At 48.8% G+C, this 13,603-nt stretch carries 12 protein-coding genes; 1 reads left to right on the top strand and 11 read right to left on the bottom strand.

Annotation, left to right across the window (positions count from 1 at the left end; translation table 11 throughout):
* Positions 1-82: 82 nt before the first annotated feature.
* The 8 genes from FHS16_RS30940 to FHS16_RS30905 all read right to left on the bottom strand — a co-directional run bounded on the left by FHS16_RS30940 (position 83) and on the right by FHS16_RS30905 (position 10,281).
* Positions 83-415: a nucleoside triphosphate pyrophosphohydrolase gene (locus tag FHS16_RS30940; protein ID WP_183571481.1), complete on the bottom strand. Its 333-nt coding sequence runs from the start codon at positions 413-415 to the stop codon at positions 83-85.
* A 367-nt stretch (positions 416-782) separates the two neighbouring features.
* Entirely contained in the window at positions 783-1,934 is a 1,152-nt protein-coding gene (locus FHS16_RS30935; RefSeq protein ID WP_183571479.1) for an enolase C-terminal domain-like protein, read from the bottom strand.
* 40 nt (positions 1,935-1,974) lie between these two features.
* Positions 1,975-4,218, bottom strand: coding sequence for a helix-turn-helix domain-containing protein (locus FHS16_RS30930; RefSeq protein ID WP_183571477.1), 2,244 nt, complete (start codon positions 4,216-4,218; stop codon positions 1,975-1,977).
* Between the two features lie 37 nt (positions 4,219-4,255).
* Positions 4,256-5,878, bottom strand: coding sequence for a type 2 periplasmic-binding domain-containing protein (locus FHS16_RS30925; protein WP_183571475.1), 1,623 nt, complete (start codon positions 5,876-5,878; stop codon positions 4,256-4,258).
* A 69-nt stretch (positions 5,879-5,947) separates the two neighbouring features.
* Positions 5,948-6,817, bottom strand: a complete 870-nt coding sequence (locus FHS16_RS30920; RefSeq protein ID WP_183571473.1) for a carbohydrate ABC transporter permease — start codon at positions 6,815-6,817, stop codon at positions 5,948-5,950.
* Between the two features lie 15 nt (positions 6,818-6,832).
* Complete coding sequence (locus FHS16_RS30915) at positions 6,833-7,738, bottom strand: ABC transporter permease (protein WP_246432062.1); 906 nt, start codon at positions 7,736-7,738, stop codon at positions 6,833-6,835.
* Positions 7,739-8,092: 354 nt separating this feature from the next.
* On the bottom strand, positions 8,093-8,353 hold the full coding sequence (locus tag FHS16_RS30910; RefSeq protein WP_183571469.1) for a hypothetical protein: 261 nt from the start codon (positions 8,351-8,353) through the stop codon (positions 8,093-8,095).
* Between the two features lie 221 nt (positions 8,354-8,574).
* On the bottom strand, positions 8,575-10,281 hold the full coding sequence (locus tag FHS16_RS30905; RefSeq protein WP_183571467.1) for a glycoside hydrolase family 2 TIM barrel-domain containing protein: 1,707 nt from the start codon (positions 10,279-10,281) through the stop codon (positions 8,575-8,577).
* Between the two features lie 119 nt (positions 10,282-10,400).
* Here FHS16_RS30905 and FHS16_RS30900 point away from each other — a divergent pair, with 119 nt between their 5' ends.
* Positions 10,401-11,222: a helix-turn-helix transcriptional regulator gene (locus FHS16_RS30900; RefSeq protein ID WP_183571465.1), complete on the top strand. Its 822-nt coding sequence runs from the start codon at positions 10,401-10,403 to the stop codon at positions 11,220-11,222.
* Positions 11,223-11,309: 87 nt separating this feature from the next.
* Here the strand turns inward: FHS16_RS30900 and FHS16_RS30895 are convergent, their stop codons facing one another.
* The 3 genes from FHS16_RS30895 to FHS16_RS30885 form a co-directional block, all read right to left on the bottom strand.
* Positions 11,310-11,852, bottom strand: coding sequence for a histidine phosphatase family protein (locus FHS16_RS30895; protein WP_183571463.1), 543 nt, complete (start codon positions 11,850-11,852; stop codon positions 11,310-11,312).
* Between the two features lie 268 nt (positions 11,853-12,120).
* Positions 12,121-13,089, bottom strand: coding sequence for a glycerophosphodiester phosphodiesterase (locus tag FHS16_RS30890; RefSeq protein WP_183571461.1), 969 nt, complete (start codon positions 13,087-13,089; stop codon positions 12,121-12,123).
* Between the two features lie 175 nt (positions 13,090-13,264).
* The gene (locus tag FHS16_RS30885) at positions 13,265-13,552 is read right to left on the bottom strand and encodes a hypothetical protein (RefSeq protein WP_183571502.1); all 288 of its coding nucleotides are present in this window, start codon (positions 13,550-13,552) and stop codon (positions 13,265-13,267) included.
* Between the last annotated feature and the right edge of the window lie 51 nt (positions 13,553-13,603).

Below are 13,603 nucleotides of genomic sequence, written 5' to 3'. Positions count from 1 at the left end.
CCCAGAATCCAAAACAAACGAGATCAAAATGTAGATACCTAATCAGCTCATCCGCAAGATTTTCTGTGATCAACTGATCAACTTAATATCTTTCATCTTTTACCTCAATAAGATATACTCGCTCCTTAAATCCTCCACGCTTCTTTGCTTTCTCGCTACGCACCTGCTCAAGCTGTTCTGTAGTTACACCGTTAGCTTCGGCAAGCGCATGAAGCAGCTCCATAATATCAGCAAGCTCCTCTATCGCAGAAGCATCGGTATCCGCTTTTAAATATTCGTCCGTCTCTTCCTGAAGTTTCGCGCGAAGCTCAACAAGATACTCCTTCGTATCTAATATCTTCGTATGTACAGCTAAACCTTGTTTCTCTATAATCTCCGGTATCCGATCGCGAACTAATTTATTGTAAACAGGCATGGCAGCCTCCTTGAGAGTAAAAGGTTAGTTTCCAGAACAAATCATCATTTGGTGGATTTCCACAAATTGATACAACAATCCCGCTTTATGCAAGTTATCCTCACATTCATAAATCTTAAAGTTTTATTTCAGGGCAGAAGTGTTCTTTTTCGTCTGGTATCTCTTAAAGCAAACATACCGGTCATTCGGGCAACCAAATCGGTCATCGATCGTGTACTACAATGTGAAAATGGCTATGGAAAACCAGTTCATTTTATACAAACAGGGGCCTCCAGCAGTCAGCTTTCTGACTTTCCGGACAGCCCCCTTCTCCCAAACGTAAGACTTATAAAAAAACACTACCCCGCAGCAATTCAATCCTGTGCAACTAATCTATCACCCATCCGCCTTGAGTAACCTGATAGGCAAACCGATCATCGTCAAACTCCAGCCCGAATCCTGCTTTTGGCGGAACATAGAACATTCCGTCTTGCACGGAATACGCGCTTGCGTCCATCCCTTCAATCGTGATGTCATCCCATTCCACGAACTGAAAACCTTTGATGCTGGCAGATAGATGTCCCGTTGCATAAATGCCGTAAGCATTGCCATAACAGTGTGGTGCAGTCAATAAAGCATGCTCATCCAGCTTTGCGCCAAGCTCCAGCCAGTGGGTAAAGCCAGGATGTATAATATCGTATTGCAACACGTCGACTCTACCCTGTATAGCCCAGTCAACCAATCGAGGGGAGGCATCTCCTTCTCCGTCCGCAATCAGCACGTTCTGGTTACGTTCCTTCAGCCACGACTTCAAATCTTTGTACAATTGTTCATCTTCGTGGAAAGCTTCTTCAATCCAATACAAATCAATATCCGATAAAGCGGTCAGAACTTCTTTTGTCAGATTGAGATTATACGCATTGTTGGCATCGATCATCAGCTTTCCCTTCGGGCCGGCTACTTCCCTTACGCCCTCCACGATCGCGATATCCCGTCTAGTCCCTTCTATCAGCGGCATATGCATCCCGCCGCGTCCTACTTTTATTTTAAAATGACGATGTCCCTTCGCGTAGCCTTGTTTGGCTTCTTCCTGAATGAGCGCTACCGCATCCTTGTCACTGGATAGATGCAAATCGTCAAAATATAGAGAAGTATCATAGCATGGAACGGCCAGCCCGCTTTGCGTTTGACTGCGAGCCCCATTATAGATTTCATACACCGGCTGGTTCCATCTACGTCCCAACCAATCCAGTAACGGAAATTCGAGACAGATGCGATAAGGCTCAAGTATTTTCCCATTATCGTCGAATAAGTCGCGAATATGCTTCCCGACAAGCGTTCTCGCCTGCTCCGTCGTGATGCGCGATGCGCCATATGCCGTTTGGCCGTCAATGGTGATTCGGACAAGGCTAACTTCGCAGGCAGCGCCATGAATGCCTAATCTGGCGTTTGCCCCGGCACTGCGCGCCCGCTTCCCGTGAAGCTTAGCGAATTCGATCTTCTCAATTACCCAATTTTTATTGATTGCTGCAAGATTCATCTCTATCCCGCTCCCTCATGATTAGTCGTTACTATTATGGTTATTTCACGTTCATACTTCGGTATTCCCCAGGCGTTTTTCCTACCAGTTTCTTAAATACGCGGTTAAAGGAAACCGAATGGGTGTACCCGACCAGGTTGGCAATATGTTGAATGGGTTCCGAGGTTGCCTTTAAATATTGTTTGGCTTTCTCTATGCGAAAATAAATTAAATAACTAACGAAGCTTTCCCCGAATTCTTCCTTGAAGAGACGGCTTAAATAGTTTCCGCTCATGCCGAATTTATCGCTAATCGAGGTCAAAGATAGGTTGGAATCATGATAATTCATTTCGATATAGCTTCTAATGTCACGAACCGTTTCATGGTTGCTATGATTTGCCCGCATGCCTTGAATATCATTAAATAAGGTCATGAGGATGTTCTTTAAATTTTCCTGGGTATCCGTAACAGACTCAATGATGCAAATCTCTTCACGTATATGGGACAAGCTGTTTTCCTTCAAAGATTCGATGGACTCCATATCCAAGTAGGATAATTCTCGATCCAGCTCAAAGAGTAGGTAATTCAGTAAATTCACCATATCTTCCGCGGTTAAAATAGCCCCTTTCACTTCGCTGAACAGCCGCTCGAAGGTGCTCTCCCACTTCGCGTCGCCTACTCTGAACGAGTCGGCGAGAGCATGGACAAGATGCTGGTACTCGTAATAAACCTTCCCTGATTTCCCCTCGACATCTTCGCGCGAAATGATTTTGCGGTCTTCAAGCAGCCATTTATAACGCAGAATCTCCTCGGCATCCCGATACGATCTTTTCAAATCGCGAATATAAAACACTTCGCGACCTATGCCGACGGTTATACTGAACGTCATAAACCGTTCCATCCAATCGAGCATTTCCCGCCAAAATCCGTTCACGGTCTCGGACATATTGCACGAATCAGATTCGCCGAGGCTAAATAGGAGGATCAGCCTTGTTTGCGACATCCATTCGCAATAGATGCCGAATGGATAATACTCTCCAATCTCCTGAATCACTTTGGTCACGGTGTATCTTAGCAAATACTGATCCGACGCCGAGTATCGACTGTCGAACTGGTGGAAACGGTCGATCTCGGCGATTGAGAATTGAAACTGCTTGGACTGGATCAACAAGTGTCCGTCCTTCAATTCCGAAAGTAATTGTTCAACCTCACCCGTGACGTCCTCGCTCATGATTTTTTGAAACACATGCTTGCGCTTGATGACATCATCCTTTACCGACTGCTCCCGGAACTTGCCTAGCTCCTCCGCCATATTTCCGAACGTGGATTCGATAAACCCGAATTCGTCCATATGCCGAACATCGGCAATCTCGTCTTTTTTGCTAGGAGCATTCATTCGAATTCGAGTGATAATCGATTCAATCGGTTTGTAATTTCTGCGCGTCGCATATACCACCCAAATTACGCCAACTACGGTGACCAACGATCCGAGAATGATCCATAAGTATGAAAATGCAGAAGCGTAGCTGATTATGCCCCCTTGCTTGATACCGCTTTCAAATGTCCATCCCGTATAAGGCGATGTGACGCTTGCCAGCTTCACGTGATTGTTCTTACCCTGTTCCTTAGACCTTTCGCTCGTATCGAGCAGCATGTCCCCTTGTCTATGGATCGCGATAAAACCTAACTTCAAAGCCGTCTTCTCTTCAATCGACCCGGCAATAGCCTGGGTCCGAATATTGACGACAACCAGCCCCTGGTTGCCGTGCTCCAGCGGAGCCTTGCGTACAAGGGTAACCACCTTTGGCAACGGTTCATGCGGCGCGAACGGATCCTGTCTGCCGGTCCAATTCGGAAGGTTCATGGCGTTCTGAGCTTCTTTAATGAACGCCTCGTCCGTAAAATCATCCAAATTGGCCAAGCCGTCTTGCGTTAGCAGCAGGCGATCCGACCATCGAACAACATAGATGGACGAAATCCATGGATTGGAATCCATCCATCCCCTCAACTTCTCGCCCATTTCGTAATTCAGGAAATACGTGTTCGTCGTCCCCTTCTCGTTAAAGAAAGCGGAGAACACCTCATCCGTCTGAATCCCTTGCATGATAACGCTGTCAATCGTCTGCAACGACTGGTCCACGGATTGCATCACGGTCTGCGCGAACATCGCGTTGGCGCGTCCCGTCTCTTCCTGCGACAGCTTTACTATGAATAGGAAGCAAGAGATAATCAAACCCGAAACAACAAAGAGCAAGATAGGAAGATACGAGAATAGCAACCGATAAAACCAGTTATTCCGCTTCATTCTTTATCCCCCCGCCCCTCGTTGACTGTTAACAATCCTACTTCGTATATAAATCTTTCGTTAAATAGGCTGTTTCTTTATTCGCATTATACCAGTCCTTCCACCATCCGTCGATTTGCTCGCCGCCGACCTGTTTCCATACTTTTTGCGCATCGGCGATCGCTTGATCCGCGGTGTAGGAATCGCCGCTGACGATCGCTTTCTTAAGAATATTATCAATTTGCCCGTTTACGGTAGAGGAGATCGTCTGCAGCTCTTTGGGCAGCACCGGTCTAAACTCCATAAAAGTGAATCCCGGGTAAGGACGGTCCGGACTCAGGTAATTTTGTTTGGCTTGCTCATATAGCTCCAGCCATGCCTTTTCTATCGGATTGTCAAGATTCAAAGAATTAATATATGAAGGTACGCTCCCGAAGAAGGCCGGCGAATACAATAAATTAACGTCGTTTGTCCAGGAGAATTTCGGATTATCCAGCTGTTTAAGTGCTGGAAAACCAGCATCGGTCAGCGTATGATCGGTTCCCTCGTCTCCGTAAGCCAATTTGGTCATGCTCGCTTTATCCGACAGGAAGTCGATATACTTCATAACGGCTGCCGGATCTTTGGTATCGGCATTGACGATACCGACCACTTGAATCGGCGGGATCAAGCCGCCGCTGAACTGGCCGTATTCGCTCTCAGGCAGCGGTATGCAGAGCACTTCTGCATTGGGATTATTGTTCATTAAGGTAGCAAGAACCTGCATTTCATCGATTCCGTCGATGGAGCCCCCGTAAATTCCCAGATTGCCCGTTACCCATTCTTCCTTCGCTTTAGCCCCATCCTTATCGTTCAGGAAGTCTTTATTTACAATATCCGAATCAAATAGCTGCTTTTTGAAAGCGAGTGCATCCTTTTTTCGATCCCAGCCGTTTACTAGTTCGTCATTTTCCACCACAGGGGTGATATTCCCGAACATGACGTCAATCAAGGAACCTGTAATAAAACTCATCGCAATGCCGCGCGTATCGTTCTTCCCGTTCCCGTCTGGATCCTGGGTTACAAACGCCTTGGCCACTTCAAAGAGTTCCTCCGTCGTTTGGGGAACCGACAGATTCAACGCTTTCAACCAGTCCGCCCGAATAAACAAAGAATCATTCGGCTGCAATCCGTTCATACGACCGATTTGATAAATATGTCCGTCCGGATCGGTCGTAAGTTTTTTAAGCCCCGGGTGATCCTCAAGCAGCTTCTTGTACGTCGTGCTCGATTCGTTGATAAGATCCTCGAGCGGCATCGCTTGACGCTGGTTGATCAGTTGCCCTTTGAAATCGCTGCCGTAAGACCATACGATGTCCGGGGCGCTTCCCGCCGCGAATAGTGTATTGTACTTCTCCGTATCCGAGAAGCGCGGGATCGGTACGAACTTGACATCCACCGGTCCAGCCTCATTGATCCACTTGGTCGCCCAGTTATCCGCAATGGTGCCCTGATCAGCCGGGACATTGCCCCGATCGTATACAGCCGCGGTCATTTTTCCCTTTGCCTCGGTTTTCGTTACATCTTTGTCCGGATCGGATTCTCCAGACGGAGTGGTAGAACATCCCAGTACCGTTACGCTGCACAATAAGACGTAGCCGAACGCCGTCATCGAACCTCTTAGCAGTTTCCATTTGCTCATGCGATGCGCCTCCCTTTTCGTTTCCATTATTTTTCGAGTAGGTGTTCCCGTTGCCATGCCTTGCCGCCGCTAGCCTTTTAACGATCCGATCATCACTCCTTTTACGAAATGCTTTTGAACGAAAGGATAGACGAGCAGGACCGGCATGACCATGACCAGCACGCCCGCCGCCTTCACGCCCTCCGGCGTAATCGCTTGCTGCAAATCCGAATCGATGGCCAGCTGCGGGTTCGAGGCGGAAAAGATCATTTGCTGCACCAGTACGGCCAAATTATATTTGCTTGTGTCGTTGATGTAAATCAGTACGTTGAAAAAATTATTCCAATAGCCGACGCCGTAAAACAAGGAGATCGCCACGATCATTGGAAGCGATACGGGAAGCATGATTCGCATAAGCAATCGGAGCTCGCCGCAGCCGTCGATGCGGGCCGCATCCTCCAGCTCTCTAGGGATGTTTTGGAAAAACGTTTTTACAACCCACATGTTGTACGTGCTGATCAGTCCCGGCAGCCACAGCGCCCAGTAGGAATTGACCAAGCCAAGCGATTTGACCAACAAATAATTAGGAATTAACCCTCCGCTAAAAATCATCGTAAAAATGATGGCCAGCGATAACAATTTGCGGCAATAAAAATATTCTTTGGATAGGGGATATGCCACGGCGATGGATGCCGCCATGCTGCATAACACCCCTACAAGCGTAATGACGATACTGTTTCCGAATGCGTCCACGATTCGGGTCCCGACGAATAAAGCTTTATAAGAATCCCAATTCCATTGTACCGGCCATAGCGAAACCCGTCCCGCCATGATCATGCCGGGATTGCTGAACGAGGTTGCGAAAAGATGCAATAACGGCAAGAAACAAAGCAGTCCCGCCATCGTCAATACGAAGTAATTAACCGCATAAAATACTTTTTCCCCAGAGGATGCGCGCATCGCTCCATCCCTCCTTTACCACAGTTCTTTCCCCATACGGCGGGCGATTTGGTTCGCCGTCAGGATCAACAGCAAGCCTACCAGCGATTCGAACAATCCCATGGCTGTCGTAAGGCTGAATTGGGCCCCCTGCAGTCCAAGCTGATACACCCAGGTGCTGATGACTTCCGAGACGCTGGCCACAACGGGATTGCCTAGGATGTAGATTTGATCGAACGAAACCTCCATAATGCTTCCCATGGACAAAATCAGCATCATCGCGACGACCGTACTGACTCCCGGCAACGTAATATGCCAGATTTGCCGCCATTTGCTTGCTCCGTCGATCGCTGCCGCTTCGTACAAGACTGGGTCTATCGCGGCCAGAGCAGCCAAATAAATAATGGCGCTAAAGCCTGCTTCCTTCCAAATCCCCGATCCGAGATAGATCGTAACCCATGAGGTCACGTCGTACATAAATGCATGGTTGTAGCCGAACCATCGTTCCAATAACAGGTTCAAACTCCCCGCTTCTTGCGAGAATAACGTCAGCACGATGCCCCCTACAATAACCCATGAGAAGAAATGAGGCAAAAACACCATCGTTTGAACGGATCGTTTAAACCACGTTTTGCTCACTTCATTAAGCAGCAAAGCCAGTAGAATCGGAAAAGGAAAACCAACTACGAGCCGAAGCAAGCTTAGCCATAACGTGTTATAAATGATATCCGTCGTCAGAGCATTGCTGAAGATCAAGCGGAAATTATCGAGCCCGACCCAGGGACTGCTCACGATTCCGTCATGGAGGTTATAATCTTTGAACGCGATTACGAGCCCCGCCATCGGCGTGTACTTGAATAGAAGATAGAAGATCGCTCCAGGAATGAACATCCATAAGAGCGGTACATTTTGTTTGAACCGTCTACTTGCACTCGTTCTCATATTTCGCCTCCCTGTTGCTAGCATAGCCTGTTTTCATTTCATTGTACCTCCTCCATCCGACATTGAATTCGAATTCTAAATCATCATCATGGTTTTGGAATTCCCAGACAAGATACAATAAAAACGGAACTAAACCAAATAAGGAAAACGCGAACTAAACCTTTTCAATAGAACACACCTTTTCAGGAATCCCCCCTAAAAACCTGCTCAAATAAAAAAAGACGAGCAAAAATCAGGGTAGATACCTGAATTGTGCTCGCCGACGTTAATTGTTTCGTTTTGTAGTTGCCGTACATCGTATTACAACTCGCCATAAAAAAAAAGGAGCAGCTCCCGCCGCTCCTCCTCCCCAGCTTACACATTCCGAAAACGCTGCAGCAGTAAATACCCGCTCACCGTTGACGTTTTTTTCTGGTACACGATTTTGAAATCGTCCAGCAAGCAGTTCAAAGCCGTAATAAGCAGTCCGTTCGTTACCAAAGCAGCTTTGCAAGGCTCAGCGCTGCCAATGACGCGTACAGAAACGATTCGGCGTGCAGAGCCGGGAACAAGCGGATTCCTTGTCCAACTGATCAACACCAAGTCAGGCTGACGAACAGCTTTTAGTCCACCCATACCGATCACCTCGATTCTATTAAACTTCTATATATCAGATGCGTGATCGGTCCACATGGTGCCAAGCAAAAGGCGGAATGAAATACGATGAAACGCAAAAAGGGACCCATCCTACTGAGATGAGTCCCAACGCCACACGCTTTGCTGAGCTCCTACTAGGATGAGTCCCAACGCCATACGCTTTTGCTGAGCTGCTACACCACTCTACACTTCCCACTCTCTTACCGCTCCGACCGATAAATCTCCTTCACCAAGCGATATGCCAATTTCGGCTTGCGATACTCATTCAGCAATCCCTTGTTATTGAAGCTCCGCGCTCGGTCTCGGAAATACGGTCTGTCGCTCCGCACATCAACGCGAATATCGGCGAAATGCCAGATAAGCGTGCCCGCAATGCGAGGGTCGTCACGGAATATGTTGAGCGCACGCGTCACGGTATCGGCCTGGTAGTCTTCGCTGAACAAGCGCGGCTCCCAGCCCGCATCTCCGAATATCCCCGCTGCGCCGAACTCGCTCATGATGACAGGCTTGCCGCCCGCGCCCTGCTTCTCGGCATTGCTGTAGTAGTTCTTCAGCATGCTGCTGAATCCATCGACGCTGCCCTCATACCAGCCGTAATATTTGTTAATGCCGATGACGTCGAAATGGGATAATACAATATCCTCCTCCGGATGCATGGTCGCGTAGGTGACGAGCCTGCTGCTGTCCATGCTGCGGATTTTGCCCACAAAAGCTTTGGTCAGCTCGAGCGCTTCCTCCGTCCGCGTATCAATCTCGTTATGCGCCCCCCAGAAAATGATCGACGGATGGTGATAATCGCGTGTAATCATTTCGTCCAGCATATTGACGCCACGCTCCCTGAAGATCGGGCTTGCCAGCGTCTCCACGCTCATAAAGCATCCCCACATCGGGATCTCGCTCCATAGCAGCATGCCGTGCTCATCGAGCAAGTCGATCCAGAACTGGCTCTGCGGGTAATGAGATCCGCGTACGATATTGCAGCCCATGTCGGTCAAAATATCAATATCCTTCAGCATCAGCTTAGGCGGAAAAGCAAAGCCCCATTCCGGATGCTCCTCATGCCGATTCACGCCTTGGAGATATACCTTTCGGCCATTCAGCAGAATGTCGCTGCCCTGTACTTCCACGCTGCGGAATCCAGTCCGGTCAATGAGATCATCTCCCCCCGCTTGAACCGTGAACGTATACAGCGCCGGCGCCCCGATGTCCCATCTACGGATCTGCTCTATACTCCCCTGAAGCGTCAAGCTAACAGCTTGACCGGCAGCGACTAGCACAGAGGAGGCAGAGAGCGAAAGCCCCTCCGTAACGGCACTCACTTCAACTTGGCTGTCTTCCTTGCTAAGCGACTTTAGCTCAACCTGCAGCTGAATATCGGCGGTATCACCCTTTAACTGATAGTCGATCTTCTTCGAATCGATGTACACATCAGGCAGCTCCTGCAGCTCGACCGATCGCACAATTCCTCCGTAGGAGTGCCAATCCGCAATGTCCGTCGGCAGCGTTTGCCAATCCACCGTATTATCTACGCGAATAACGAGTTCATGCTTGCCTTGCGCGAGCTTAGGGAGGATAACGGAGAATGGTGTAAAGCCGCCAAAATGATCCCCCACATGCTGGCCGTCCACATAAACATCCGCATGGTGCAGAATACCCTCAAAGACCAAACGAATATGGGATTCCTGCACATTGTCAAAATAAGTACGATACCAAGCCGCTCCAATATAATCGTAAGTACCTAATTCATTGTTCCAGCATGAGGGTACAACGTGCTTGCGGGAACCTGAAGGAAACTGGGACGCCCATCCTTCATTTTTGCCTATATCGCCTGCATCCGTTATGAAGTCCCACAATCCATCCAATAGCCTTGTAGGCCGCAGCTTATGCTGCTGAAATGTCCGTATCACGTTTATCGAGCCCCTTTCCTAATCGCTTCGTAAAGCGTATCATAAAAGAAGAACGGCATAACATGGCTAAACCTCATCTCTCTTTGTCAAAATCGCTACAAGGCTGGTGATCAACTCCCTTGCCCAACCACCGAATTTACCATCACCGGCTTTCTTACGAGAAGCTGCCTGTCCCAGGCTGGAAGGATATACGGAATACGACGGACGTTCATTCTCTCTACTGGATCCAGAGCGGCGAAGGCGAATTTTTTTATGGGGCGGAGGAAGTGTCTCTGCATGTGCAGGCTGGGGATTTATTGTATCTGAGGCATGGGTTTACGCTCTCCATGTCATCCTCTATGGACAAGCCATTATGTATTCGGATGCTGCTGTTCGATGTGCTCGATATACCTTATGAACAGGATCACTGGCTGAAGCCTGTTCCTCTCGACTCTCTGGACGTGCCTTTTTATAAAACATACTCGCCAGAGCAAGCGGACTTAGTCGAATCGCAGTTTGCCCGCATTTGGTCTATCCAAGGAACCGATTCGCATGAGCGGCAAGCAGAGTTCCAATATGTGCTGACTCGCTTGATTACGTTCATGAAAGACAACGATACGTCGCAGAGTCCATCTATGAAAGCCTTCCAACAGGCGAAGCTGTGGATGGAAACAGGCTTTCATCAGCCCATCCGGTTGGAGGAGCTTGCACAAGACCTTGGTATTTCCGTATCGCAATTGCGCAAAATGTTCATGAAGCATACCGGCATTTCGCCCAAGGCTTATTTAAATCAAATTCGGAATGAGCAAGCGAAGACGCTGCTATTGCTTACGGATGAGCCTATGAAAGCCATTGCGGATGCATGCGGATTTGCGGATGAGTTTCATTTTGGCAAAATGTTTCGCGTATGGAACGGGATCGCCCCTGCTCGTTTCCGCGCATGGAACAAGCCCGAGCGCTAAGTTAATCACCTGAGAGGCTTGATGCAGCCTAAGAACATTATGATTGGCTTAGCTACCATATGGAGCACAGCTTTAAACGCCAGAACCTTAACCCGCCCAAATTCGCTCCAGCTTAACCCCATCACCCGCGAATGAAAGCTGAAACACATCCGGATTGCTCAGCGCCTGCCATTCTTTAAATCCGATTCGGCTATCAAAATGTTTTAGAATTAGCGAAATCAGATTGCCGTGCGACACGATCACCACATTGCTCTTCCCGCTTCTGCTTGCTTCCAATACGACCGGAACGGCACGCCGCATCGCTTCGTTACTCGTTTCGCCGCCTACAAAGCGTAATTCCAAATCATCATACGTGTTGCTTAGCTTCTCCAGCCAATCCAAGCTATTCTCGGTAGATAAGACGCGCTCGGTTAATCGGTCATCTAGTACGATCTCGATCCCTAAGCAGTCAGCTAACGGCTTTATAGATCGGTATGCTCTCTCGTATGGACTTGAAATCACGTGATCAATGTCTTTTGTCGAGAAAAACGCAGCAAGCTGCTCTGCTTCCCGAGCACCGCTTTCGGTTAACGGGGCCGACGCCTCTTGTCCTGTTGCCTTACAATGACGGACGATGTATATATTCACCATAACGAGCACCTCGCAATACGTCTTTCACATCATCGTATCACATTATTCAAACACACTAAATAAAAGGATTAAAGAATGAAACAAGCGCGGAGTAAGCACGAAGGGAAGGTTTGGAACTGGAGGAGCGTCAGCGTTCGCCTTTGTCTCCGGATTTCAACCATAGGCAGCGGTACAATCGAAGAAATCTGGAGACAACAGCGGCCGGAAGTCCAAACGTTCCCGAAGCTGCAAACGACATCCGCTCGTTCATGCTCCTCTACTCATCCCCTCACCCCGGATAATCCGTAATCACGCCATCCACCCCGAGCTTCTTCATCTTCACCATGTCCTCGTCATTCTGAATGGTCCAAGCGATCACTTTGCGACCGCGCTCATGAATTCGCTCGACGGTCTGCTTGTCCAGCAGCTCCTTCGGATAATGGATATAAGCGGAGAAAGAAGTGAGCGCATCGAGCGTCGCGTCCGGGAGCGGATGCTTGTCCTCATGGACAAGAGCCGCGATGGGAACGTTCGGCAGCAGGTTATGCATAAGGCGCGTCGATTCAAAATCATACGATTGAATCACAATGCCCATACTGTTCTTCCTCTCCGCAAGGTCCACGATGGACTTATGCCCGCCCAAGCCGGCAGCGGCTAAACGCTTCTCATAACTGCGTATAACCTGAGCGACTTGCTCTTCGATGCCCGGATACAGCTTGGAATCCTTAATCTCGATCAGCATGGCCATTTTCCCTGCAAAACGGTCCAACACCTCCTCCAAGGACACAATTTTCTCTTTCTCTTCTTCCTTATCTTTCTCAGGTTCCTTATCTTTTTCCTTATCTTTGCCCGTTCCGTCCTCGTCCTTATCCGTACCCGTCTCTTCCTTCTCCGCATGGCTTGAGCTTTTCCCCGCTGGAGCATCCATATTCTCCAGCTCATCCAGCGTATAATCATCCACCGCCCCTTGATGATCGGTCGTCCGATCCACCGTGTCGTCGTGAATAACGACAAGCTCCTTATCTTTGCTCAGCTGCACGTCGAACTCGATGAAATCCGAGCCAAGGCGCTCGGCCTCCTCGAAGGCGGCCATCGTATTTTCCGGCTCATGCCCGGATGCGCCGCGGTGCGCGATTATCAGAAAGCCTTCCGGCGTGTTCGGATTGGATGCGGATACGATCAGCGTCGCGCAGCCTAGCAGCACGAGTACGATGCCGATTCTTCGCCATACATAAGCTTTATCCCGTCCACTCATCATGTTAGCCCCCTATGTGTGTCGCCTAGCGATCAAGATGCAAGTAGTCTTATACCTTACACACGGGCAGCCGCCGCCGAAACAGCAAAAAGGCCAAAGCCGCCTTTTGCCAAGGCTGCTCTGACCTGATGAAACGATTCGACGAAGCTGAGCCGTCCAACCGATTTCCATATTCTAATTACTTAGCGCCGTACTCCGCAGTCGCTGTATCCAGCATCTTCTGCCAATTTGCGAAATCCGTATCTCTAGCTACGTGACGGTCAAAAAATTCATCCGGGATGTCTTGAATATCCTCGCGCGTCTGTACTTTGAAGTTCCCTTTCTCCAGAAACTCCGCAAAGCTATTCGAGCGGGTATGCTTGCGCATAAACGAATCATGAAACAGAGTTTCCAGTGAAACGTGGCTCGGATCCTCCTGTACATCCTTCTGGCCTTGCAGTTCCTTCAGTAGATCCTCAAATGACATTGGCTTTTGCTTTCTCAAATGATCAACTCCTCATTCTTATTAGTGTATTCC

It is taken from the genome of Paenibacillus endophyticus (genome assembly GCF_014192395.1).
GTDB lineage: Bacteria > Bacillota > Bacilli > Paenibacillales > Paenibacillaceae > Pristimantibacillus > Pristimantibacillus endophyticus.
This window is presented reverse-complemented; position numbering and strand designations above follow the sequence as displayed.